Here is a 25,201-nt window from a genome sequence, read left to right as displayed (position 1 = left end):
TGATTAAATAGGACAATATATAATGACAACGACAACTCAAACTGCAGACAATCAAGTTAATAACTTACCAAAGCGTAAGGAAGATAAAACTACTTGGAAGATGAAAATGAATTTTTATTCATTTGTAATCGACTTCCTAGTATGGTCATACCTTGCACTAGTTTCATGGAAAATCGTATGGGAGAAGCTAATCCTAGGTCTTCGTTACCCAGATTTTACTTGGAATCAACCACTAATAGCACTTGCTATCGGTTTTGCTATTTCAGCAATCCTTTATAAAACTAAAATGTCACTAGGACGTGGAATTACAGGTATCATGAAAAGAGATGAGAATACTCCTTTCATGAAAGAGCCATTTTCTTTCGTTCTTATTGCGACAGTAGTTTTAACATTCATTGCTAGTATTTATATTTCTCAAATTTCAATTTACGAATTCTTATCTGAATCGGGAATGACAGGAGCAAAGAGAATCTTTACAGCTCTTTTAACTCCAAACTTTGCAATTTTTGAAGAAGCACTATTTGCAGCAATTGAAACAATCTACATGGCCTTCATTGCAACAGCGGTAGCGCTACCAATTGCATTCTTACTAGCATTCTTTGCAGCAAGAAACCTAATGAATGGTTCACGTTTCACAATGACTATTTATACAATTGTACGTTTCTTCTTAAACGTATCACGTTCAATTGAGCCTCTAGTATGGGCGATTATCTTCTCTGTATGGGTTGGTATCGGGCCATTTGCTGGTATGATGGCACTTTGTCTTCACTCTGTATCATCTTTATCAAAGCTTTACTCAGAGCAAATTGAAAACGTATCTAATGGGCCAATTGAAGCAATGATGGCAACAGGTGCTCACCCTATTCAAGTTATTTGGTTTGGTGTTGTTCCACAAATCGTTCTTCCATACCTATCATTCACTATCTACCGTTGGGACATCAACGTTCGTATGGCCACAGTAATTGGTCTAGTTGGTGGTGGTGGTATTGGTACTATGCTAATGCAATACCAAGGTCTGGCAAAGTGGAATGAAGTTGGTCTTCTTGTAATCGTAATTGCAACGATTGTATGGGTAATGGACTGGCTATCTTCTAATATCCGTGAGGCTATTAAATAGACAAATAAAAAGGACTTAGTGTCCTTTTTTTGTCTATGCGCCCTTATTTTGGGCACATGATATTCGAGAGAAAGACCTTTAGGTCTTTCGGTTCGCTAAAAGCGCTAAAAAAAAGAGACTTTCAGTCTCTTTTTTTGTCTATGCGCACCTATTTAGGGCACAAGCTATTCGAGAGAAAGACCTTCAGATCTTTCGGTTCGCCAAAGGCGCGATCATTAAAATTAAAGCTTTATATAAGAAAAAGGCCCTCGAAATGAGGGCCTTTTTTATTGGTTAATATTTACCGTTTTTATAAACGTTTTCATATGAATCTTGAAATTTATATGAATCGAATTGTTTCTTAGAAGAAGGTCCTCTATCAGGAGTACTACTACAAGATACTAAAGTTAGTCCTAGAATTGCTAATGTTATAATTTTTTTCATATTAATTTCCTTTAATTATTCAAATTTAAATCTATTCACACATTCCTTTCTTTACAAAAGAGTCCTTAATTTTCATGGCATCACCTTTCGTATACCAATATTGGCTATGGGGCTTTTCATGAATTAAGATACGATAATGATTCTTTGATGGGTGCTTTTGAAGAGCACAACTACCTTCTACTGAAGCAACTCCCCTGCTCGGCGAACTACCACAAGACACTAGCGTAACTCCCAAAGTTACAATTGCTAAAATTCTTTTCATTATTATCCTCCTACGTACATTTTCACGTACTATTTTTATCGGTTATTCAACTTCTTAACTTTAGTAAATGAGTCAAATATTATTGTATTTTAAAATTTCGACGAATCGTGTATGCTACTAAAAAGGAGAAAAAATGAAAGGAAATCAAGAAGTTATCGATATTTTTAATGAGTTACTAACGCAAGAGCTATCGGCAATTGACCTGTACTTTCTCCATTCTCGTCTTTTCCAAGATATGGGACTTACAAAGCTCTATGAAAGAATTGATCATGAAAAAGATGATGAAACTATTCATGCAACAAAGCTAATCGAGAGAATTATCTTTTTAGAAGGGATGCCTGAGCTAGGAACTAGACTTCCGTATAGGCCATCTCGTGACGTTAAAAAGCTTATTAATGATGAACTTGAGTATGAGCTTGCTAATAGCAAAAAGCTAAAAGAGGCCATCGCACTTTGTGAGAAATATAGTGACTTCGTATCTCGCGATATCCTTTTAGAGCTATTATCAGATACTGAAAACGATCATATTGATTGGCTTGAAACTCAACTTTCTCTGATTGAAAAAGTCGGAATTGAGAATTATCTACAAACAGCTAGTGAATCCGTTTAAGAAATATTAAAAAACATTAAACATTCGTTGTTTTTTTACTTATAATTATGAAAATAATTTAAAGAACACGGATGTTTTATGAAATTTAATTATCTACTTATCTTAACTCTCCTATTGGGAGTTCACTTCAACAGTTACGCTAAATTTGCAAAAGTTGTCTCTATCAGAGGAAAAGTCTCTCAACTTCCTCCTGGAGCGATTCAAGCTTCTTGGGTCAAAAAAGGACAATTAATCAAAGAAGATACCTCGATTGTTACAAGAGTACGCTCCTTTGTGAAAGTCCAAATTCTAGAAGATGGAAGTTATATTACTGTTGGTCCAAATACAAAAATTAAAATTGCAAAGATTGAAAAGAAAAGTGGAAGTATCATCCAGCTCTTAAACGGTAAGATGAGAGCAAAGATTAGGCCTCAGGATAAGAAAGTAAAAGGACATAAGGCATTTAATAAAGTCTATATTAAGACGAAAACAATGGCATTAGGTGTTCGAGGTACTGAGTTTATCACTGTTGCTAGTCAAAAAAATAAAGCGACATCAGTTATTACATTAGAAGGTGAAGTTGCTGTAAAAAAAATCAACGAAGAAAGAGTTGATATCGAAGAAACAGTCAAAGAAAGTCTTGATCGTGATGATGTTACACTTGTTAAAAAAGGTAGCGCATCCACAACTTATGATCACCTCTACGATGAGACTCCAGCTCAAAAAGTTAACCCTAATCAGCTTATTGCCTTAGAGAAAAACGAAACACTTGAGACAGTATCTGCAAAAGAGATTCAAAAAGCTCCAGAAGCAAAGCTAAATGAAACACAAGTTTCATATCTTTATGGTAAGGATACAAAAGTAGACGAAATTCCAAATAATGGTGCCATCGTGGATCTCGACTCTGCCATCTTTATTCCTGAAATTAAAGATGAGTCTTTGAAAGTTGGTGATATTGACAAGAACACAGGACAATTCATTGCGGCCAATAATGTAAAGCTAGATGAGAAGAAAGGTTTTGTTGCTGCAAATGAGAAAGATGAACAAGCAAAAGAAGTAGCGAAAAAACTAAATGAAAAGATTGAATATAGAGAAGTTAAAGGTCACGAAGTTGTGGATCATGGCACTCCTCTATCAAGAACGTCTTATTTAACAAATATGCACAATAGCTGGTCCGCAAGCTTTGGAATGGGTGCTCGCCGAATGGGCTATTACTCAATGGATAATAACGACAACAAAAGTAACTACGTCGGTGCAGGAATAACGGCCGCTGTTTACTATCAACAAGTATTTAACAAACGTCTTTATGCACGATATAAGATTGGCGTTGATTCAATCTATATGTTTCGTGATGATCAAAGACCAGAGAATAAAGATGATGACTTTATTTCACCTGAACTAGCTGCTGATATCTACTATCGTCTAAATTCTGAATTAAGATTTAAAGTAGGATACCATCTACAAGATGAATTTTTCCTAACAGGACGTTTCGAAACAAGCTTAACTCCAGTATTAGATCAACGTACACAATTTATTCCTTATATGACTTTTGGAGTTGCATATGACTATAGTGACAATTGGACGTATCTCATTGACTATCGATCTTATATGCCAAGCTCTGATAGACCAAATATTAATGTCTATACAGGTAAAGGATTTGAAATTGGAGCAAGAAGAAAACTTTCTTCTACGACAGCTCTACTCTTTAATCTGATCCATAGAGAATTCCTAGCTCAAGATATTAAAGTTAAAAATCTTGATCTAAATGTAAACTATGAAATGGAGTTTTAAAATGAAATATATACTAATCTTAGCAGCATTAATCTCACTCACGTCATGCTTTAAAACTGATACAGATGGAAATGTTTTTCTTTTTGAAAATGATAACTTTGCCCAATTAACTTTACGCTTTAGCAATATAAACGCTAATGTTTATTATTTTGGAATTAATAACGAAGTATCTAGCCCCTCTAATAGCGTTACTCCTTTTACATCAAAGCAACATTGGTGTTTGGAGAGAATCAATTACAAGATAGATTCTGGGCCATTTACACCCAGCTCTCCTTGGGAAATATACATTAATGGAAACACTGATGCCATGACATACAATCCAGGTGATTATATAGGAAGAGAGATTCACCCAGGAGATCAACTTGTTATTTCATTTAACTGTTCTGCCTGTGCATCAACAAGCGGTAGTTTTTGGCTAGAGATGAGTAATTGTAATAATTAAAGATAGATATCAAAGCAGGTATTGTCTTGGAAAGGACCTAATTTAATTCGTCCTCCAATCTTTTCAATATCTGCTTTCACTGATGCCAGACCAATTCCTCGGTCTCGTCCCTCTTTAGAACTATAACCATATTTAAAAGCATTCTGTGGCTTTTTAAAATCACTATATAGCCCACTATCAATATATTTGAGATGAACTTCATTAGAAGAGCTATTTACTTCTATTTTAATCCACTTCAAGTCTTCACCTAAGGCTTCAATTGAGTTCTTAATAAGATTGATGAGAGTATTCTTTATTACCTGGCAATTAACATCGACTTCATGTTGTGGTGGAATATAATCAATATTTACGTCATCATACATCTTTACGACGTCACTAATGGCCAAAGAAATAGGACAGAAGTTTTCATCTTCTTGTCGATACTTATTTAGAATATCAATGGCGTTAGTTGTTGCCATATATAGTGAGTTTACATCTTTATCAATATCCAAGCTTCTTTGATTTGATTTGTCTTTTATAATCCTTCGTAGACGCGTCCAAGTATGCTGTAAAGGATTAGATATATCATGGAGAAGCTTCGCTTCTTTTTCTCTTTGCTCTTTGAAGTCATTATTTATTTGATTAATTTCAACTCTTTGAAGTCTTGTGTATTCTACAATATCTGTGAGGAAAAATAGTGGAATCCAATATTGGAAATCAAAAACAAAATAACTTAAAGTATAGAATACATTGGCAACACTTAGTCCTAGTCCAATCTTCATTGCCAAGTCGTTGGTCTTTAAGGCTTTATAGAAAAAACTAAAGTAAATCAACCAAACGACAATAATATAACCACTTTGAAAACCTTGAAGAAGACTACTTACTTTGAAAGGAACCTGTATTTTTAAAATCTCTGAAGTCGTCTCATTGATAACACTAGGGGCCAAGCAGCAGCTTCCTCCTCCTTCAATAAAATAAAATATGATGTGAGTAACTGATACAAAAATAGCAGAGAAAATCACTATTTTATAAAAAATACGAGGTCCACTAGATTCTTTAAAATAATAACTTAAATTATTCCAATAAAGTAACTTCGAAAAACAGCCAAAAGTAAAAAGAAGTAGGCTAACAAGAACTTTCTTATCAGAATATATTGGAAAGAAATACTTCGCTAAAACTAAAAAACATACAACGGACTGAGAAAACGCCATAAGATAAGTTTTCACTCGATGTTTTGATTGTCCTTGGCCTATACGTTTTAAATGAAGACCTGTGATTGCTAGAGACAGATAGTAACAACCGGCGGCCATTGCCAAAAAAGCAAAGCCTATATTACTCCAAAATTGTGAATCTAAAATATCTAAATAACCAAACATCTTGTCGGATATTACTATTTGCCAAGCGATTAAACAATATCTTTTGAAGACTTAGTCTTTAAACTAATTTTTCTTTTTATGATTATTTAAAGCTTCTATAATGCGGCTATTTTGCGTTGATATATCATTAGCATCATCTAAAGATATAAGGGAATTTCTCTTTAATCGATTCAACTTCAAAGAAGAAAATTGTATAGGATTTGCAATATCATGAATAACCATTCGATATGATTCATCATGCGAGCGATATTGCTCTCGTGACTGAGAGAGCTCTAGCTGTTGTAGTCTAGTATACTCAATAAGATCGACGATAAAATAAAGAGGAATCCAATACTGAAAGCCAAAAGCATGAAAACTTGTCGTATATAAAATATTAAGGACACTTAAGAGCAGGCCAAAAATCATCAAACGATCACCTTGCTTTAGTGAGATTAAGAAAAACCTTATATAAACAACTGAAACCGCCAATGTGAAAAAAGCAACGAGGCCACTAAAGGACTTATTAAGAACAAAGGGGATCTGTACTTTTAAGATAAAGTTATTTGCATTACTTTTAATAAGATTAGGCCCTAAGCAGCACGTATGCACATCATAAAAGGCCATCCACAACAAATGAATAAGACACAGAGAAATTGCACCAAAGACAATTGATTTATATACCCATCGCATCGCTTTTGGTTCATCAAATACTTTTGATAAGTTTTCCCAGTAATAATAGCGAGCTGTGTATGTGCAAATAAACATCAAAAGTGTCGTTGCAACTTTAGCTTTTGAATAGATAGGCATAAAAAAGTGAGCAATTATAAAGAAGCAAACAACAGCTTGAGCAAAACACATGATAGATGTTTGTATCTTTTTATCTGGTTCTTTATTCGATAGATTTTGTAATGATAGGCCAGAGATACCCATCGATATAAGATAGAAAGAAGCACCTACTGTGATGCAAATATAAATGATAGCTGACCAAAGTTCGGGAACACTAATATCTGTTCCCGCTAAGAATGTATTTAAATACTCGTACATACACTATAGAATATATGCGACGAGTAAAACTAGTCAACTATCATTATTGATATTTTCTATTTAACTATTTTTGTCACTACAAATTGCCCAATAAGCATTGAGGCAATAAATGCGAAGATTTGTGAATTTAATTGCACAATATTCACAAGAGCAGGCCCTGGGCAAATCCCAGCGACTCCCCAACCAATTCCAAATAAAGCTGCACCACTTACAAGCTTCTTATCCACCAACTTATTAGTAGGCATATGAAATTGTGAATCACATACTGGATTCTGTCTCATTCTAATAAGGTGAGTTGCCGCAAGTCCTATTACAACTGCTCCTCCCATAACAAAAACAAGAGCTGCATCCCAAGGAGTTTGAGACCCTGCTATATCAAGGAAGCCGATAACCTTTTTAGGATTCACCATCCCTGAAACAGATAGTCCGATTCCAAAAACAGCACCAGATAATAAGGCCATTATATTTTTCATATCGTTGCTCCTAATTGTCCCATAATAAATACTGTTATTGCTCCAGTTAACATGAATGTAATTGTGGCAATAAAAGATCTCTTTGATAGTCTTGCTAGACCACAAACTCCATGACCTGAAGTACAACCAGAGCCTAGTTTTGTACCCACTCCTACCAATAGCCCAGCAATAATGGCCCTAGGAAAGCTAAGATTAATATCAAAACTAAAGAACTCGGGACTAATAAACTTAATTAGAACTCCTCCTACAATGAGCCCCACAATAAAGAAGACTCGCCATCCCTCTCCTACAAATGCCTTATGACAGTTAAAGAGAATCCCTGATATACCAGCGACACGTCCATTAAATAACAACAACATTGCCGCAGAGAGTCCAATTAATATCCCCCCTACTAAGGGCCATAAAAAAGTATCCATAAACCACCTTTATATTTTTGAAATCTACTTCATTTCAACATCTTAATTATATATAATAAATGAATACATACTTTGATGACCATCAAATAACACTTAAATTAATAAGTGCAGAAATTTAGGAATATGATGCTTGAAGAAATATTAAAACAACTTCCAAATAAATTAATCAAAGAATACTCAAAAGGAGATCCAGTCTATAGCGAAGGTGAAGCAGCAGACCTTCTCTATATTGTACAGGAAGGTATCTTTGGTCTTTACTTTAATACACCGAGTGGAAAAGAGAGTTTCTTAAGAGTATTCACCAAGGGTGATATATTTGGTCATCGCTCATACTTTAGTAATTCTCCCTATCATGCAAATGCTGTTTGCTTGAAGAAGGGAAAAGTACTCATTATAAGCCGTGAACAATGTGACAATATTTGCTTAACAAGCCCAGCGCTTTTAAAGCAGATGACAAAGCTTATGGCCGAAGAATTAGGTGCAGCAGAAACAAGGCTTGCGGGAATGGCAGATAAGTCAGTTAAGCGAAGGATTGTTGAAGCACTAACCTATCTCAAGTTAAAAAATCCCGATCATACATGGACAAGAAAAGAAATCGCAGACTTTGCCATGAGCACATTTGAAAGTGTTGCCCGCGTCTTAACAGAACTAGAGGAGCAACAGCTCATACATAGAGATGGGAGAAGAATTGAAATAACAGATGAAGCAAAATTACTACAATTTGCAGTAGAAAATTATTAGTTTTTTGTTAAGTTACTCATTATGAGAGTAGATAGTTTACATACAATATTGACGAGTAAAAAACCTAAAGTTAGGATGCGGCCATTACTTCACTTTCCCACAATAGGAGCTAATAATGGCGCACATCTTAAAAGCAACACTTATCACAACTACGATCCTCACATCATTTATGACAAATGCATGCTTAAACGAAGTGAACAATGAACTTAATTATGAATTAAGATCTGATAGACCCTTAGAAGTGACGTTAGAGACGACATTAGAGGCCGGAAAAAAATTACTTAATGATCGAGGCCATGAACTAAACTCATTTAAAGAAGACAAGTTAATCTATTCTGCAATTGGAAGTTTCCACTCAGGTTGGTTTAATGCTGCCGTTGCAGTTAACCCAAAAACATGCGAAATCGATTATATTGGTTACTTCGCAGCTGAATAAAATGACAATGTGACCTAGTTTCGAGACATTTTTTGAAACTAGGTCAATAATATTTCCTCAAAAACGCTAATTCTTATCTAAAATATAAATAAATCCTCATACTAAATAAATCACATATATGAATTTGCTAATTAGCAAGTATCTGAATATTCATAAAATCTAACCTAAACAACACAGATTATTGCCACAAAAATCAATGATAACTGTAGAAACAGCTACTAAGTAGCTGTTTACACGTAAACAGGTTGATTATGTATAAAATGTTAAGAAATCGATAAAAAGAGACGAAAAGTATTGAGCAACAATTATCGTTAACTAAACAAACAAAGTCGGTACGTTGGCGGATAAAGGAAAGATAATTGAAGAAACTTAGTCTTGGTGTAGGAGTTATCCTCACTATAATATTCACTTTTTCTTATTGGATTTTTTCATCAAATGAAAAAAGCGCAGGAAATTATAGTGAGCTCGCAAAGAGGACAGGGCTAAAGTATGAACTCATTAAACCTAAAGTAAAAAAGAAACTTTATAATAGTATTGGAAAAAGAGGACCTTCCTCAATACCTTCATTATATTCAAATACAGATGGTGCAAGTACATTAGAAGCCGATCTTGGTAGTAGCAATATTTCAAAGCTGGCCCCTAAAAAGAAAAAGACTAAAATAAAAAAACGTAATCCATCTACATACACTGTATCTTCTTATGCACCACAAGCTGATTACTTTGATCCAAATTATGCGCAAGCAATCAATGAACAAATAAAAGACAAAAAAAGTCCTTCAAAAGACGAAGAAGAAAAAACTTATACTTATGCAAAGTCTGTTCAAAGCACTGAAGAAGAATCATCAACTGAAAGTGAAAATGACGCTTCTCAATCTTCAGGCTCTAATAATAACGTTGCCGTTATACCAAAGATTCAAGGTGAGATACCTCCCCTAAATGGACTTATCACAAAAACAAACGATGGCCTCTTTAACAGTAACGTCTATGCAGCAGTAACATGTATCGATCCACGTATTGAATTATTCGACTTAGTAACAATGACTCCACTAGAAGATAATCCAATTACTTTCAATGGAGTTGATCAATCAACAGCTTTTACTTTTGATGTTAGAGAACTAGGACTAGAAAGTTCAACACCGGCCAGATACAAGGTAAAAATAACTGGATGTAGTGAAGAATTAGAAAAGGTTGTTACAAGTTATTATCGTCCACAAAATATTACGGCCGTATCAAGTCTATTAGCAAAAATTACTAATACAGATATTACTTATAATCCAACTGAGGAATTTGCTCTTTATCTTGAAGAAGCAGAAGATATTATTACAAATAAAATCGATCAGTCTACTCTAGACTATGCAACTGTTTATTCAGAATTAGAAAATAGTACTGATGTAGCTGCTGTTTTTGCAGAGATTACAGAAGGTGAAAATGTACAAATTCTAAAAGAAGCAGCACCGAAGATCCAATCATTATCAATACCAGAAATTCTTCACGAAGATCTAAACTCAGATTTAGCTAATGATGAAAGGAATGCGGGATTAAATCCAAATACATTTACAACAAGTGCAGTTCACTGGGATACAGATTATACATTGGCTTATCAATGGATTCTAAACGATGGAACAACAACACAAACTGTTTCAAACTCGAATACATGGCTTTATATCCCACCTGCTGATTCTGCTCCAAATGTTACAGTAACACTAAGAATCGGTAGAAAGAATGCTGGTGATGCTAATGTTGATACAACAATACCTCACCATGAGTTCAGTTATACTTTAGATGTTGTCTTATATAATGATGCTCCAACACTTGCTGCAAACCAGGCAGTAAATGTTACAGAAGATACAGTCCATAATTTCACACTAACTGAAGGTTATGATGTAGATTCACCTAGCATAACTTATATCCTTACTTCGACACCGACGAATGGATCACTTAGTTGTGTAACGGACACTAACAACTGTACTTACACTCCTAACGCCGATTATGTTGGCCCTGATTCATTTACTTACAAAGTTAACGATGGTGAACTAGATTCTACTGAAGCAACGGTTGATCTTACAGTTTTAAATGTAAACGATGCTCCAGTGGTTGCTGCAAACCAGTCATTTACTACACCAGAAGACAATCCAATATCTTTTACAATTAGTCAGGCAAGCGACATTGATAATACTCAAGCTAGCCTCTCTTATAAAATTGCAAATTCAACAACAAATGGAACGATAACAAATTGTATTACAACTGGAACATATGGCCAAGATCTAACATGTGACTATACGCCAAATGCTAATTTCAATGGTAGTGACAGCTTCACATATGTGGCAAATGATGGTGCTCTTGATTCTGCTACAAGTGCAACGGTTTCATTCACAATCACTCCAGTTAACGATGCCCCAACACTTGCTACAACTCAGGCCGAATCAACTGATGAAGATACACAACTAAGCTTTAACCTAAATGCAGGAAGCGATATTGAAGGAACGACATTAAATTATACGATACTTTCTTCGACTTCTAACGGAGTCCTTAACTGTTCTCAAGGGACATTAAGAGATTGTACATACGATCCAAACACTAACTTCAACGGAACGGATTCTTTTACGTATAAAGTAGATGATGGTGAGCTAGACTCGACAACTGCAACAGTAACAATCACAGTAAACTCAATTAATGATGCACCTGTTATGGCAGCTGATCAGAGTATTACAACAGATGAAGATACGGCCATTAATTTTATTTTAAATGGAGCAACTGATGTTGATGGTGATACATTAACTTATAAGGTTGTAACACCTCCAGCAAATGGAGTACTTTCTAATTGTATTACAACAGGTGGTTACGCAAGTGATATTGATTGTACATACACGCCAAATGCAAACTATAATGGCAGTGATTCATTCACTTACATCGCATTTGATAGCATCACAGATGCAACGACTACTGCAACAATTTCGTTAACAATAAATCCTATTAACGATGCTCCAACATTAGCATTAACACAGACAGTAAGTACAAATGAAGATACACCACTTAACTTCACTTTAAATGCAGGGGCCGATATTGAATCTGATCCACTTGACTATATTATCGTTAGTGGCCCAGCTGATGGAACACTTTCTTGTACTGGTGGGACATCACGTGATTGTACATATACTCCAGACTTGAATTTCAATGGTTCCACTACATTTACTTACAAGGTAAATGATGGAGCACTTGATTCAACAACAGCAACAGTAACAATAAATGTTACATCTGAAAATGATGCTCCTGTAATGGTTGGTGACCAATCAGAAACAATTGCAGAAGATAACGTTCTAACATTAACTCTTAATGGTGCAACAGATGTCGATCTTCCGGCACAAACTCTACAGTATAAGTTAATTACCGCACCAGCTAATGGAACACTTACAAATTGTATTGCAACTGGCTCATACTCGACTGATGTGACTTGTACTTACACTCCAAATCTAAATTTCAATGGAGTTGATACCTTTACATATCGTGGTAATGACACATTAACAGACTCATCAACAGATTCTACAGTGACAATAAATGTAACACCTGTAAACGATGCTCCAACTCTTGCATCAAATCAATCTGTTACAACGGCCGAAGATACACCACTCAATTTTAACCTCAATACAGGATCAGACATTGAAGGTTCGACACTTTCATATATCATCGTTTCAAATCCTGCTGATGGTACACTTTCTTGTACAGGAGGAAATTCAACGGCCTGTACATATACACCAGATTTAAACTATAACGGCTCGACTACATTTACATATAAAGTAAATGACGGGGCACTAGATTCAAATATTGCAACAGTTACTGTAAATGTAACAGCTGTAAATGATGTCCCAGTAATGGGAGCTAATCAAAGTATTTCAACAAATGAAGATACAGCAGTTAATTTCACTCTAAATAATGCAACCGATGTAGATGGTGATGCATTAACTTATAAATTAGTAACAGCTCCAACAAATGGAAGCCTAACAAATTGTATTACGACAACTTATGGAACTGACTTAACATGTACATATACTCCTAATGCTAACTACAACGGAAGTGATTCGTTTACATATATCGCAACAGACGGTACAGGAACAGCTGTCACAAACGCTACAGTAAACCTAACAATCAATCCAATTAATGATGCTCCAACATTAGTGGCCTCACAATCAGTATCAACGAATGAAGATACTCCTCTGACATTTGATTTAACAGCGGGTGCAGATATTGATGGTGATACTTTAAGTTATATTAAAGTAACTAACCCTGCCTCTGGAACAGTAAGCTGTGCAGGTGGAACATCAAGATCATGTACATATACTCCTGCATTAAATTTTAATGGTACGACTTCATTTACATATAAAGTAAATGATGGTGCTCTTGATTCAACAACGGCAACAGTTAATATTACAATAAACTCAATCAACGATGCTCCTGTAATGGCCGCTGATCAAACGTTTACAACAGATGACAATACTGCTTTATCAATCACTTTAAGTAACGCAAGTGATGTAGATGGAGATCCTCTTACATATAAAATTGTTTCATCACCAAGTAATGGAACTCTGACAAACTGTATTACGACAGGATCATATGGAACTGACCTTACTTGTACTTATACAAGTAATGTGAATTTTAACGGGACAGATACATTTACCTTTATTGCAAATGATGGATCACTAGATGCTGTTACTCCGGAAACTGTTACAATCACAGTAAATGACAAAACTCCATCAGCGGCTCCTGCTATTGCTCTAACATCAGCTACATATACAAATTCAACTGCTAATACCATGACAGTAAGTAGCTGTAGTGATATTTCACAAGTTCTAATAAATGAAGGAACGCAACCTGCTGCTGGTGATGCTGGCTGGGTAAGTTGTACAACAACAGCAAGTGCAACTACTTACACTCTTGCCTCTACAACACAAGGTTTACACATCTTAAAAGCATGGTCTAAAGATCCTAATGGTAACGTTTCGACTTCATCAAATGATCTCTATGTTTATTACGATACAATTAATCCAACTTTAGCATTAACAACACCTACTATTCAAAAAGGTGGTAATTCAATAAATTTAACTTGGGATGCGACAGATGCAAGTACATCTTCAAGTCAAAACTTTAGCGTTGATTTTTATAATGGATCTACTTGGTCTAGTCTTGGGACAACTGCCGCTATTAATGGCCCAATATCAAGTCAAACTTTTACAAAGGCATGGACTGTTCCATCAATAAATACAACCACTGCACGCTTTAGAGTAAGCTTTACTGACCTAGCAGGAAACTCATCAACTGTGCAATCGAATGTCTTTACAATTGACTCTATTGCCCCTGCTCTAAGTTATAGCTCTCCAGCAAATAACTCTTATCACCTATCAAGTACAACTATCACTGGTAATTGTGAAACAGGTAGAGATATTAATATATCAGGAGATATTCAAGCCAACTTTACAATAGCATGTTCAGCTGGAACGTTTTCACAAACTGTTAACTTCTCTGATGGAGACGGTTCAAAGGTTGTAACACTAAATCAAGTTGATGCTGCTGGAAACTCAACAACTATTTCACGTACTTTCATTAGAGATGAAGTTGCACCAGTTATGACAAAAACAGCTGGTATATCACCAGACTTCACTAATCAGAACACACCTAATGCATGGTCTGGTACATGTGAAGGTAATTATACAATCTATGTTACAGGTGATGAAACAACATCATTTAATTGTTCATCTGGAACATGGTCATGGACACCATCTCCAAAAACAGCAGATGGTACGTATGTATATAACCTTGTTCAAACAGATGCCGCAGGTAACACATCATCGCCTGCACTATCTCTAGCGTGGGAAAGAGATGCGACGCCACCAGCATTTCAAGCGACTGTACCTTTTGAAATCAATATTGGTCAGAACCCAACTGAAATTAGATATACTGATAGCATTACTGTTTCAGGTTCATGTGAAGGAAATAATACTATTGCAATATCAAATCAAGAAACAGATACGATCAGTTGTTCTGCTGCGAACTGGAGCTGGACTTCTCAAACGTATACGACAGATGCAACAAGAACTTTCACATTTACACAATCTGATTCGGCAGGAAATACATCAACTCTTTCTTATACTTGGACAAGAGACTCTAACTTCCCTGCTCTTGCAATTGATACTGCTACAATCAAAAATAACGGATCAACAGCAACTTTCACTGGTACATGTGAAAATGGCCTAACAATAAATATCTCTGGGGCACAAACGACGACAACAACTTGTTCTTCAGGAGTATGGTCTTGGACGACAGCAACGACAGCTGCTGACTTATCAAATAATTATAACTTTGCACAAACAAACGCATCAAGTAATACGACGAATGTAAGTGGTACTTGGATTAGAGAAACTGGCCTTCCAGTTGTAACATCAATCTCAACGACGGAGCCAGATCCTTCACCAACTAACTTTATTCCTTATACTATTAATGCGAATTCACAGAATTCAAACGTCTACATCACAGAATTATGTCTAAAGACAAATGATACAACTGCACCAGCTGCTGGAGATGAATGTTGGCTAGGACTTAACTCTCCATCAATAGGTATGTCACCTGCTGCAAATGTAACGATCGTAGATTTTTCACATTTACTTGGATGGCAACCAGCAAATTATAATGTCTATGCATGGGTAAAAGATGAAGCAGGAAATATTTCAACAAATACAACAACATTAAATACTGATTATAATGCGATTGGATATACAAAATTTGATCCACCATCAATCTGGGACGTTGCAGCCGCAAATTCAGATACAACATCAATACCTCCTACGCGTTTAGACTCATCAGTTCCAACAGGTTCTGACGTTTATATTAGATGGAAAGTTGATGATATTCTTGGACTAGATTCAACAGCAATAAACTTATACTATACTCAAGATGAAAAAACTTTCACGGCCATTGCTGGAGCACAAGGGATTGCTCCTCATACTAATCACGGCTGTCCAAGTATTACCCTAGATACAAATGAGGGTTGTTATAAATGGACAGGTGGTTCACCTCTAGCAACGTCTTATAAAATACGTGTTAAAGTAACAAATACTTCAGCAATTAGTACTCAACTAATTTCAACACCTCTTAATGCTGATAAGATCAAAATTATCGCTGGTAACACTGAGGCCGGTCTTGGTGGTGATGCTCGTACAGCACTTTTCTTCAATAAAACTGTTGGAGACTCAGTTGATATCAATTCACTTGTCTTCACAGATGATGGAAATATCTATTTTGCAGACTACAAAAGAGGGATTCTTACAGTTGATCCAGCAGATGGTAAGCAAAAACTATTCATTACAACAACAGGAACAAGTACAGGAGACGGTGGTCCAGCTGAAAGTGCAACACTTAGATATCCATTAAAAATTGCGCTGGATTATCAAGGTCGACTTCTAATTTATGACTATAACAGAATTCGTCGAGTTGATTTAAATATGGATAACCCGACAATTGAAACTATAATTGGTGGTGGCTCAAATACAGCAGACACTGTAACAAATCCACTTGATCTGCAATTAACTCATAATGGAACATGGGAATATCGTACAAACGCGATGTTATTCACTCCTCTTCCAAATGGTGACATCTGGTTTAATTCGGAACGAGCTGAAAGTATTGAGACTGCTGGAAGTTTCAGAGTTAGAGTCTATAAGGCATCTACTGGACAAGTAGAATCACTATATCTTGGGGGTACTGGTGATGGTTGGCAAGCGACTCAAGACTTATCAAAATGTCGAATTGGTTACATTGGTTTAAAATATAATACTAGTACTTCAGTAATTGAAGGAATGACTGGTCACGCGTATCACCATAAGAACTTCCCTGGATGTGATATGTACACATCGACTTCAGATTATACATACGCAAGAGTATACTTTGACCCTACAACCGGTCAGGCAATTACTCCATTTGATAATAGTTACCGTTGGTATCACTATTACAACTACACAGGGATGGATGGTAATTCATATGTTACTGTAGCAAGAAGTTATGTTAACAGAAACAACTTTGATGGTACGTATACAAGAATACTTGGTTCTGGAACACGAGGAGAATGTACAGATGGAACGCCGGCCACTTCTTGTAACATGGACATCTATTCTGTCTTTGTCACTAAAACTGGAAAAATATACTTTAACGATCGTGGTAGAATTAGAACACTTGATGGTGACGGAAATGTTGTCACAATCTTTGGTCAAGGTTATGGATACGGAGATGGAGTCAATGCCGTTAACGCACGATTTGCAGACATATCAAGAGTCGTAAGACTTAATACTGGTGATATTGTCGTTAACGATACAAGATCTTATTATATTAAACAATTCACACCAGATGGAAATATCAATATTGTTGCTGGTAACGGTACAATTGCTTCACAAGATACGACGACTCAAGCCGATGTTCAGCCAGTTAGAAACGCATACTGGATGATGGTTGATCGTGCTACTGGAAATATCTATTCAGATAGAGATACTCACTATGGACGTATGGCCATGCTTAATCGAAGCACTGGCTTATGGGAAGACATCTTAAATAATACTAGCGGAACTCCTTATTACGATCCAACAGCTGATGGTATGATTGGGGCAAATATTGATACTGGTGGTAGTAACAACCGCGGTCTTCCACTCGGTTTTGCTAATGGACAACTCTTTATGAACCGTATGAGTTACAACCCGACAACTCAACGCTATGAAGACTTCATGCTTAAGAAATATGATTCAACTGACAGCTACCGCCAGTCTCATATCATGGGTAAAATTGGATATGAGAATTCAGGTGAAAGTTGTTCGGCATTACAATCAGGGCCAGTAGATGGATCAACATGTTTCTATGAATACTGGGATGACTTTAGAAATATTTTCTACGATAGCAATGCCAACCGCTATATCATGGCAAAAATGTATCGTGGTGCCCAACGTCGTGTTATTGCACTTAACAGTAATGGAACAGTTGAGCAGATTGCCTACACACCTAGAAATATCGATGATGGATTCACATACGCAAGAAGATCAGGTGTAGACTATATGTACTACTGCTATGGCTCACGTCTATATGCTCACAACCTAACGACAAATACAGACCTCGGAGCGCTACCTTGGACAATGACAGGGTTTAATTGTCGTGGTGTTCAATTTGACTATAACCCAGTGAATGATTCAGTCATCTTCCCATTTGAACAGAATGGATTATATGGAGTTGCTGAATACTTCCTAGACTAGTCCCACTTATGATTTACATCAACTAAGTCTTTAACTGAGTAACCTAGCTCACTTACCTTTCTCGTGACTTTCTTGATAATAGGTTCAGGATTACGCCAATCTCTGGCCATTATCCAAAGATACTTCTCATCAGGTACACCAATAGCAACCCACTGATAATCAGGATCCATTGCAATCACAAGATAATCAAAATAAAGTGGCCAAAATGGAGAGACTTCCCAATGAGCATTCGTTTCCTTATTAATAATCCAAGCTTTTTGAGGAATCTCTTTTAACTCACCTTCAAATGAATCTTCATTAAATGAGAAATCGATATCAATACGTTGCTTCTCTTTATTCCATGTATAAATCTCAAGAGAGTTATGGGCCCCTTCTTCAAGAAATGTGGCACGGGCACTTAGAACATACCATTTTCCCATAAAACGATTAATATCCACGTAATCAACAGTCTTGTTATATGTTGTTGAACTACATGAGACTAAAAAAAGAAAAGAGATGAGAGTAAATAATTTCATAAGTTATTCTATCCATTGATTACAGCAATTATCAACTTAATATTATCAATGAGTTATACAGTTATTTTATCAGGTATTTACACCTGTTTGACATATCAAACAAACTAGAATATTTGAGTCTAATTAAATTAAAAACAACGAGGTAATATATGAAAAACTTAGTTATGGCATTAGTTTGCGCATTCTCACTAAACGCAAATGCAGGAATTAGTATTGGCTTCCCTGGAGATATTAGTTTCCCTGATATGAGAGATATTGAAGAGTCACAAAGAATATTTCAAGAAGCAGTTGAAACACTTATTGAAAGCGAAGAAGTCGCTTCTGTAGTTTCTGAAGTAGAACAAGGACATCGTTCAACTTGTGTTGCATTAGAAGATAAGGCTTCAAGAGGACTTATTTGGTTTAAGCTAAGGTACCGCTGTGAAGGTGAAAGAGATTTTACTCTAACTGTAAAATCACGCCTTAAAAAAGATAGTATTATTGTAAAAGAATATAAGATTAAACTATAGACAAAGAAGCGCACTAGTAGCTAGTGCGCTTTTATTATTATTTTAAAGAAACACTTTTAACTTTTTTTGGATTGAAAATCCCGAGAAACTTATTAAGAACCTCACCTGCAAACGACTCAATATTGTCCACAAATGTGGCCTTTTTAACCTTATCGTAACAAACAGTATTATCAACAGAAGCTGAATCATAAATAGATTCGGCCTTATCCGTATCCTTTTTCTTAATTGGGAAAGGAACTCTCTCATCCTTTAATTCGATAGAAAAGTCCTTTGCTACTTGGGCCATTTTAGCAATAGCAGTATCAAATTCTGAATTATTCAAACTATCATTAATATCCACTCGATTATGAATATCATCCATTACATCTGCAATAACTTTATCACTATCTTTACAATGTGAAAGACCTAGTTTTATTTGAGAGTGAAATTGACTAACGTAAGAGTCAACCTTATCAAGGCCAAGCTGAACATCGTACTTATAAAAAGTTTTTGCTCTTCTTGATAAGCTCTGACATTCCTGATTACTTCTTTGACCTGGTCCACATTTTTCAGCAAAGTGCTTTCTTGTATCCTTTAAAAATACAATATAATTACTCACTCCACTAGAAAGCTGCTTCTTATCATGATCAGTCATCATAGAAAAGGCAGTGGCCATAACCTCGTTCTTTTCCTTTTTTGATAGTGAGCTATAATTACAAACTTTTTTGTAACTATTAAGTTTTGAGAAGGCCGCTTTATAAGAATCAAAGTTTGATGCATAGGAACTACTTCCAACAAATAAAGCTGCGGTTAATAAGAAATGTCTCGTGTATTTTATTGTTTTTCTTTCCATAATTAACGTATCGTTAAATTTTATTAATAACTTTAATAAAGTTTATTGTAATATCAGCCGAATAGTTCATTATGAAAAACTTCAAGATTTTAATGAATATGACATTTTTAGTACTACTATCAACTATGATTGCCTCATGTAATGGAGGTGGTGGTAGCGGCAGTGAACAGGAAAACACTGGCACAAAGCGGATATCACTAAAGTTGAATTGGACTCCTCCATCAGAGCGAGCCGATGGTTCACGTCTTTATCCATATGAAATTGGTGGATATGAGATTCTTTATCGCAAGAATAGTAATCCTGATTGGAACTCAATTGTTATCTACGACGACCAAAGTTGGGTTTTAGACAAATACGAAATAAAAGATCTTTCAACTGGAACATATGAAATAAAAATGGCCACCTTTGATATTGATGGCCGATTTAGTACCTACTCAGACCCAGTCAAAGTAGATAAGTATTAATATTATTTTAGATAATCTGTGTTAATACCATAAGCATTGATAATATGCTCATCAGGAGTGTCGCGATAAAGTTTTAATTTATTCTTATCAACATGCTCCTGTACATAATCCTCATAACAATCACTTACTTTTAGTACTTCATTCGTAAAAATACCTTGCTCATCAAAAGCATATCGTTCAGCTCGATATATATGCTGATTACGATTCTTTTCTTTGATTTCATATATCTCATACATCTTTTGAGTCTCATATTCACTTAACTCTTTCATTGGCTCTACATCTAATCCAAATAGTTTTTGAAAGTCCTTAAAAGCGTTATAATAAATCATATCCACCTCGTATTCTTGTGGAATTAATTTATCAAGAGCATGAGTTGCTTCATGTACGAAGAAATGGGCCACTAGGCCAAGTTCATCTTCAAATCCGATATAGATTGTAGGTACTGTTGTTGTGAAATCAAAAAGTGCAGATGTTCTAGAACCTAATCCCCTTCTTTGTCTTTCAAAACTTGTAAGATTTGAAATTTTTAATTTACCTTGATCTAACAAAGGCATTAATTGATCAATAACGCTCTTACCTTTTTGAGTTGTTGCAACGAGTGCAAAAAGCTCATCTAAAGAATAATTTCTCTTATTTAAATGAAAAACTTGGGCATTGCGTTTTATCTCACACTTGGCCACATCAACCTTATTATCCTGTGGACGATGGCGATATCGCGGATCGTGGTCCAAATCTGGTCCACCGAAACCTCCAAGGCCACCAAAATTACCAAAGCTAGCAAATGTTGAAAGATTTAACGCCATTAATAATAGATATTTATTCATTGATTCCCCCTATGTATGTTCCAAATTACCAGTACTTATCAAATATTTCAGTGAGTTTGAAAGATCTACTAGGCCTGCATAGAGAATCGACAATCTTATTTGATGGAGGCCAAAAACTAGACGAATCGTGGCCTTTTGACTAAAACTATAGGGTAATAAAAATTAACTACTTAAGAAGGATTTTATGGGAAGAAAATCAGCAAAAATCGCGGCAAAAAAAGGTGCAGCAGACAAGGCCCGTGGCCAAGTCTTCACTAGAGCTCTAAAAGACGTATTCTTAGCTTCAAAAAGTGGAAGTGGTGACCCTGACACAAACTTTTTACTAAAAGTAGCTATTGACCGTTGTAAGAAGTTTAACGTACCAAAAGATAATATCGACCGGGCCATTAAAAAAGGCCAAGGTGGAGATGGTGTTGGCTACACAGATATAAATTATGAAGGATATGGCCCAGGCGGAGTTGCCGTATTCGTTGAAGCTTCAACAGATAATAATACGAGAACAGTTGCAAATGTACGTAGCTATTTCAATAAAGTTCAAGGATCACTAGGGCAAACTGGCTCATTAGAATTCGTTTTTAAAAGAGAAGCAAACTTTCTAGTAAATGAAGAAAATGTAAGTGATCAAGATGAATTCGAATTAGAAGTTATTGATGCTGGTGCAGAAGATATAACTTTAGAAGATGGAGTTTATGAAATTATCGCTCCTGTAGAATCATTTGGTGATATTCAAAAGAAATTACAAGAAATTAATATCACTCCAGAAGAAGCAAGACTTGAGAGAGTTCCACTTAACCATAAAGCTATTGATGACGAAGATACATTAAAGCAATTTGGAAGACTTATTGATTTATTAGAAGAAGACGATGATGTCGTCACTGTTTATCATAATCTTGAAGAAGAAGAGTAAGATATAAAGGGATCATTTTGATCCCTTTTTTTATATAGAATTTATCCATATAATGTATTTATGGACATAAAATTAATTACACAGCTAGTGCCCCTCTTCTTTTTAGGTGCAATGACATTTTTTGGAATCACATTTTTCTATTTCATCAATTCAATTAATACCTATTACAAAAAACACGCTAAATTAATCAAAGGTAAAATTATTGCTTTCAAAGAAGAGTCTAAAACTTATCGAAGCAATAGAAGAACAACAAGAACCACTACAATTTGTCCTGTTATTGAATATTATCAAGATGGACAAAGAAAGCTCTTCTTAGGAACCAATCAAAGTTTTTTAAAGAATCGAATAGGAAAAAGTGTTGATGTATACATTATTGAAGGAAAAGAGGATTACGTTCTTCAAAAAGAGAATGTGTACAAAATATTCTCGCTAGCTTCATTGGCCTTCATTCTAGCTCCAATTCTAATCATCTCTACTATGGATATTGATTTGATCTATAAAGTGGTTATTCCATTCTTTGGTATTCTACTTCTTTTACCTCCAGCAATAGGCATCAGAAAGAAAATGATTAAAAACTTAAAAGAAAGTGGAGATAACAGAAGCCTAATACAAGTAATACAAGAAAGCTTTTTAAAAAATAAGTCAATTATTGACATCAAAGATTTTGAAACTAGTGACGAGTATATTAAATCAGCAGCAAGGTTTAATAAAAAAGTTTCTAATACACATTTCTATGGAGTTGTTCTCACTTTGATATTCGGTTGTGGCCTATACTACTTAATTAAACACGTTTATCACACTAAACTTCATAGTAGAGATAAAGTCTTATTTACCAACTTCCTAAATGACTTTAATAATTATCATCCAATTATAGACGAGCTTGGAAAAAATGATGATGTGACAGTCTTTTGTATACTGATCGCATTTTCGCTTATCATCACTTATGGATTTATCATTAATCTTAGTGGGTGGATAAAGAGTCGTTAGCATCTGAGCTTGATACCGCATGATCACTAATGAGATTATGATAATGAACAAGCTTATCTTTTAAGCGCTGACTATAAGTTATAATATGCATAATAACACTAGCATCACGTCGATCAGGTGCTGCCATGAGTTTTAAAATTCTCTTATTGTAATCAATGATATTAAATTGAAATTCATTTACTTCTTTTTTTAGCTCTCGCTTTTGTTCTTCATCCAGATGTGGATTAGACATTGTTTCAAAAAAGCTTAAAGTTCGAGTTGCCAGTGAGCGAATGATAACGATGAGATCACTTTTTAATTCAATATAATTCTTATCCATAGAGTCTTTCAAATCTGATAAGTCTTTTACAGAGTCATGTATTTGGAAAATATATTCATATATGGACATAATATGAATAATAGTATTAATCTCTTTTTCACTAGTACATGTGGCAATGTAGTTAGAAAAGAAGCTTATCAATTCATCTTCTACAAAATCAATATAATCCATTCTTCTCTTGGCCGCATTGAATACGCCTTTATAATTTGTTTCAATACTCAAGGTAATAAGATTATAATTTTCTTGGACAAAGTCATATGTTTTGGGGATGTTTAAATAGAGATTTCTTTCAATTTCACTAAAGTCATTGTCAGGAGAAAACATACTCAGATCAAAACGCTCAAAATCCATCTTCCCCTCACCTAGGACTTTATCAACAAAACGGATAAAAGGATCAATGGCAATAATGAAGATGATGGTTGTTGTTACATTAAAGATGAGATGAAAGTTTGCTAAGGCTATGGCCGGATCATCAGCTAATAATTTAAACTTATCCCCCCAGATAAAAACGATGGGCAAGAAAAGTACGACACCACCAAAATTAAATAAGAAATGAGATAAAGCAGTTTTCTTTGCAGCGATATCCATATTCACAATCGAGATAAGGGCCGTTACAGTTGTTCCGATATTGGCCCCCATTAGAATTGGGACCGCATTGCCTACTGATAGAATTCCCTGCTGAGTTAGAATGATGGCCAAACCAGTCGTAACAGATGAAGATTGAACGACTGCTGTTATAATCATACCAACAAGAACTCCTAAGAATGGATTATGAGGTTTTGATAAAAATGAAATTAGTCTTTCATCACTTTGTAGAGGTACAAGAGTTGAAGAAATAAGATGTAGGGCAAAGAAAACAAAACCAAAATAAAATAATGATTTAGCAAATACAGAGTACTTCGTCTTTATTAATGATAAAAAGAAACTCAATATAATAAATACAGGACCAAAAGCTGTTAATTTAAAAGCAACCAATTGTGCTGTAATAGTCGTTCCAACATTTGAACCAAAGATAATCCCCACTGAGTTTTTAAAAGACAGAACACCAGCATTAACTAAACTTATAGCTATAACAGATGTTGCTGAACTTGATTGAACAACTGCTGTAACAAATGCACCAATGAGAACACCAATACTTGTATAATTAGTTACCTTTCCGATAAATTTTCTGAACTGGTCTCCAGTAACTTTTTGAACCTCTTTAGAAAAATTTTCTAGTCCAAAAATAAATAAGATAACACTGGAAGTTGCAGCAATGAATATATTGAAATCACCCATATTTTCGTACCGTGTTTAGAAAATCATTAAGATAAATAATATGTAATTATAGTACAAAAACAACTAAAGAACATACAATATTGTCAGTAAAATCAGATAGAAATAAAACTAGTTAATCAGCTAAAATAGTTCTCTCGATTATCAAGTATATGGCCAAAAACCCTTCAACACTGGCCATAGGAAGGCCTCTTTTTTTGAAGAGGCCTTTTTTATTAGGTGA

Annotated in this window: 22 protein-coding genes; 11 read left to right on the top strand and 11 right to left on the bottom strand. The window is 35.2% G+C overall.

The genetic code is table 11. The features are described from left to right. The first annotated feature begins 22 nt into the window (after window positions 1-22). Complete coding sequence (phnE, locus tag BALOs_RS07095; RefSeq protein WP_199506653.1) at window positions 23-1,117, top strand: phosphonate ABC transporter, permease protein PhnE; 1,095 nt, start codon at window positions 23-25, stop codon at window positions 1,115-1,117. A gap of 273 nt (window positions 1,118-1,390) precedes the next feature. Here phnE and BALOs_RS15195 read toward each other — a convergent pair whose 3' ends face one another. Continuing rightward, window positions 1,391-1,540: a hypothetical protein gene (locus BALOs_RS15195; protein ID WP_162929598.1), complete on the bottom strand. Its 150-nt coding sequence runs from the start codon at window positions 1,538-1,540 to the stop codon at window positions 1,391-1,393. 31 nt (window positions 1,541-1,571) lie between these two features. Continuing rightward, entirely contained in the window at window positions 1,572-1,802 is a 231-nt protein-coding gene (locus tag BALOs_RS07090) for a hypothetical protein (protein WP_115362368.1), read from the bottom strand. Between the two features lie 133 nt (window positions 1,803-1,935). On the opposite strand from BALOs_RS07090, the gene bfr reads away from it, so the two are divergent. From bfr to BALOs_RS07075, 3 genes are all read left to right on the top strand, one after another. Further along, complete coding sequence (bfr, locus tag BALOs_RS07085) at window positions 1,936-2,412, top strand: bacterioferritin (RefSeq protein ID WP_120404730.1); 477 nt, start codon at window positions 1,936-1,938, stop codon at window positions 2,410-2,412. A gap of 78 nt (window positions 2,413-2,490) precedes the next feature. Continuing rightward, the gene (locus BALOs_RS07080) at window positions 2,491-4,182 is read left to right on the top strand and encodes a FecR domain-containing protein (protein ID WP_120404729.1); all 1,692 of its coding nucleotides are present in this window, start codon (window positions 2,491-2,493) and stop codon (window positions 4,180-4,182) included. A 1-nt stretch (window position 4,183) separates the two neighbouring features. Next, window positions 4,184-4,624: a hypothetical protein gene (locus BALOs_RS07075; protein ID WP_115362361.1), complete on the top strand. Its 441-nt coding sequence runs from the start codon at window positions 4,184-4,186 to the stop codon at window positions 4,622-4,624. On the opposite strand, the gene BALOs_RS07070 is transcribed toward BALOs_RS07075, so the two are convergent. The 4 genes from BALOs_RS07070 to BALOs_RS07055 form a co-directional block, all read right to left on the bottom strand. Next, a complete protein-coding gene (locus BALOs_RS07070) occupies window positions 4,621-5,979 on the bottom strand; it encodes an ATP-binding protein (protein WP_120404728.1) in 1,359 nt (452 codons plus the stop codon). The two genes, BALOs_RS07075 and BALOs_RS07070, sit on opposite strands and share 4 nt — an antisense overlap. A gap of 63 nt (window positions 5,980-6,042) precedes the next feature. After that, window positions 6,043-7,002: a hypothetical protein gene (locus BALOs_RS07065; RefSeq protein ID WP_162929597.1), complete on the bottom strand. Its 960-nt coding sequence runs from the start codon at window positions 7,000-7,002 to the stop codon at window positions 6,043-6,045. 56 nt (window positions 7,003-7,058) lie between these two features. Next, entirely contained in the window at window positions 7,059-7,475 is a 417-nt protein-coding gene (locus BALOs_RS07060; protein ID WP_120404726.1) for a DUF6691 family protein, read from the bottom strand. Continuing rightward, the gene (locus BALOs_RS07055; RefSeq protein ID WP_120404725.1) at window positions 7,472-7,891 is read right to left on the bottom strand and encodes a YeeE/YedE family protein; all 420 of its coding nucleotides are present in this window, start codon (window positions 7,889-7,891) and stop codon (window positions 7,472-7,474) included. Before BALOs_RS07055 ends, BALOs_RS07060 begins: the two co-directional genes overlap by 4 nt. Before the next feature lie 126 nt (window positions 7,892-8,017). Between BALOs_RS07055 and BALOs_RS07050 the strand changes: the two genes are divergently transcribed. The 3 genes from BALOs_RS07050 to BALOs_RS07040 all read left to right on the top strand — a co-directional run bounded on the left by BALOs_RS07050 (window position 8,018) and on the right by BALOs_RS07040 (window position 18,346). After that, the gene (locus BALOs_RS07050; protein WP_162929596.1) at window positions 8,018-8,632 is read left to right on the top strand and encodes a Crp/Fnr family transcriptional regulator; all 615 of its coding nucleotides are present in this window, start codon (window positions 8,018-8,020) and stop codon (window positions 8,630-8,632) included. A 115-nt stretch (window positions 8,633-8,747) separates the two neighbouring features. Beyond that, the gene (locus BALOs_RS07045) at window positions 8,748-9,068 is read left to right on the top strand and encodes a hypothetical protein (RefSeq protein ID WP_120404723.1); all 321 of its coding nucleotides are present in this window, start codon (window positions 8,748-8,750) and stop codon (window positions 9,066-9,068) included. 359 nt (window positions 9,069-9,427) lie between these two features. After that, entirely contained in the window at window positions 9,428-18,346 is an 8,919-nt protein-coding gene (locus BALOs_RS07040) for a tandem-95 repeat protein (RefSeq protein WP_120404722.1), read from the top strand. On the opposite strand, the gene BALOs_RS07035 is transcribed toward BALOs_RS07040, so the two are convergent. Continuing rightward, window positions 18,343-18,861: a lipocalin family protein gene (locus tag BALOs_RS07035; protein WP_115362344.1), complete on the bottom strand. Its 519-nt coding sequence runs from the start codon at window positions 18,859-18,861 to the stop codon at window positions 18,343-18,345. The two genes, BALOs_RS07040 and BALOs_RS07035, sit on opposite strands and share 4 nt — an antisense overlap. Before the next feature lie 61 nt (window positions 18,862-18,922). Further along, window positions 18,923-19,027 (bottom strand): hypothetical protein, encoded by a 105-nt coding sequence (locus BALOs_RS15545; RefSeq protein ID WP_371287243.1) that lies wholly within the window; start codon window positions 19,025-19,027, stop codon window positions 18,923-18,925. On the opposite strand from BALOs_RS15545, the gene BALOs_RS07030 reads away from it, so the two are divergent. Continuing rightward, window positions 19,011-19,370 carry a hypothetical protein gene (locus BALOs_RS07030; protein ID WP_120404721.1) on the top strand — a complete coding sequence of 120 codons (360 nt, stop codon included), beginning with the start codon at window positions 19,011-19,013 and terminating at the stop codon, window positions 19,368-19,370. The genes BALOs_RS15545 and BALOs_RS07030 overlap by 17 nt on opposite strands. Window positions 19,371-19,407: 37 nt before the next feature. Here BALOs_RS07030 and BALOs_RS07025 read toward each other — a convergent pair whose 3' ends face one another. After that, window positions 19,408-20,202, bottom strand: coding sequence for a hypothetical protein (locus BALOs_RS07025; protein WP_115362341.1), 795 nt, complete (start codon window positions 20,200-20,202; stop codon window positions 19,408-19,410). Between the two features lie 71 nt (window positions 20,203-20,273). Between BALOs_RS07025 and BALOs_RS07020 the strand changes: the two genes are divergently transcribed. Next, window positions 20,274-20,666 carry a fibronectin type III domain-containing protein gene (locus BALOs_RS07020; protein ID WP_133296947.1) on the top strand — a complete coding sequence of 131 codons (393 nt, stop codon included), beginning with the start codon at window positions 20,274-20,276 and terminating at the stop codon, window positions 20,664-20,666. A 2-nt stretch (window positions 20,667-20,668) separates the two neighbouring features. Here the strand turns inward: BALOs_RS07020 and BALOs_RS07015 are convergent, their stop codons facing one another. Beyond that, a complete protein-coding gene (locus BALOs_RS07015; RefSeq protein ID WP_120404720.1) occupies window positions 20,669-21,490 on the bottom strand; it encodes a hypothetical protein in 822 nt (273 codons plus the stop codon). 184 nt (window positions 21,491-21,674) lie between these two features. On the opposite strand from BALOs_RS07015, the gene BALOs_RS07010 reads away from it, so the two are divergent. Beyond that, window positions 21,675-22,397: a YebC/PmpR family DNA-binding transcriptional regulator gene (locus BALOs_RS07010; RefSeq protein ID WP_120404719.1), complete on the top strand. Its 723-nt coding sequence runs from the start codon at window positions 21,675-21,677 to the stop codon at window positions 22,395-22,397. Window positions 22,398-22,457: 60 nt separating this feature from the next. After that, window positions 22,458-23,384, top strand: a complete 927-nt coding sequence (locus BALOs_RS07005; protein ID WP_162929595.1) for a hypothetical protein — start codon at window positions 22,458-22,460, stop codon at window positions 23,382-23,384. On the opposite strand, the gene BALOs_RS07000 is transcribed toward BALOs_RS07005, so the two are convergent. Then, window positions 23,359-24,981, bottom strand: a complete 1,623-nt coding sequence (locus BALOs_RS07000) for a Na/Pi cotransporter family protein (RefSeq protein ID WP_205570978.1) — start codon at window positions 24,979-24,981, stop codon at window positions 23,359-23,361. The two genes, BALOs_RS07005 and BALOs_RS07000, sit on opposite strands and share 26 nt — an antisense overlap. Window positions 24,982-25,201 lie beyond the last annotated feature (220 nt).

Source organism: Halobacteriovorax sp. BALOs_7, assembly GCF_003612895.1.
Lineage (GTDB): Bacteria > Bdellovibrionota > Bacteriovoracia > Bacteriovoracales > Bacteriovoracaceae > Halobacteriovorax_A > Halobacteriovorax_A vibrionivorans.
This window is presented reverse-complemented; position numbering and strand designations above follow the sequence as displayed.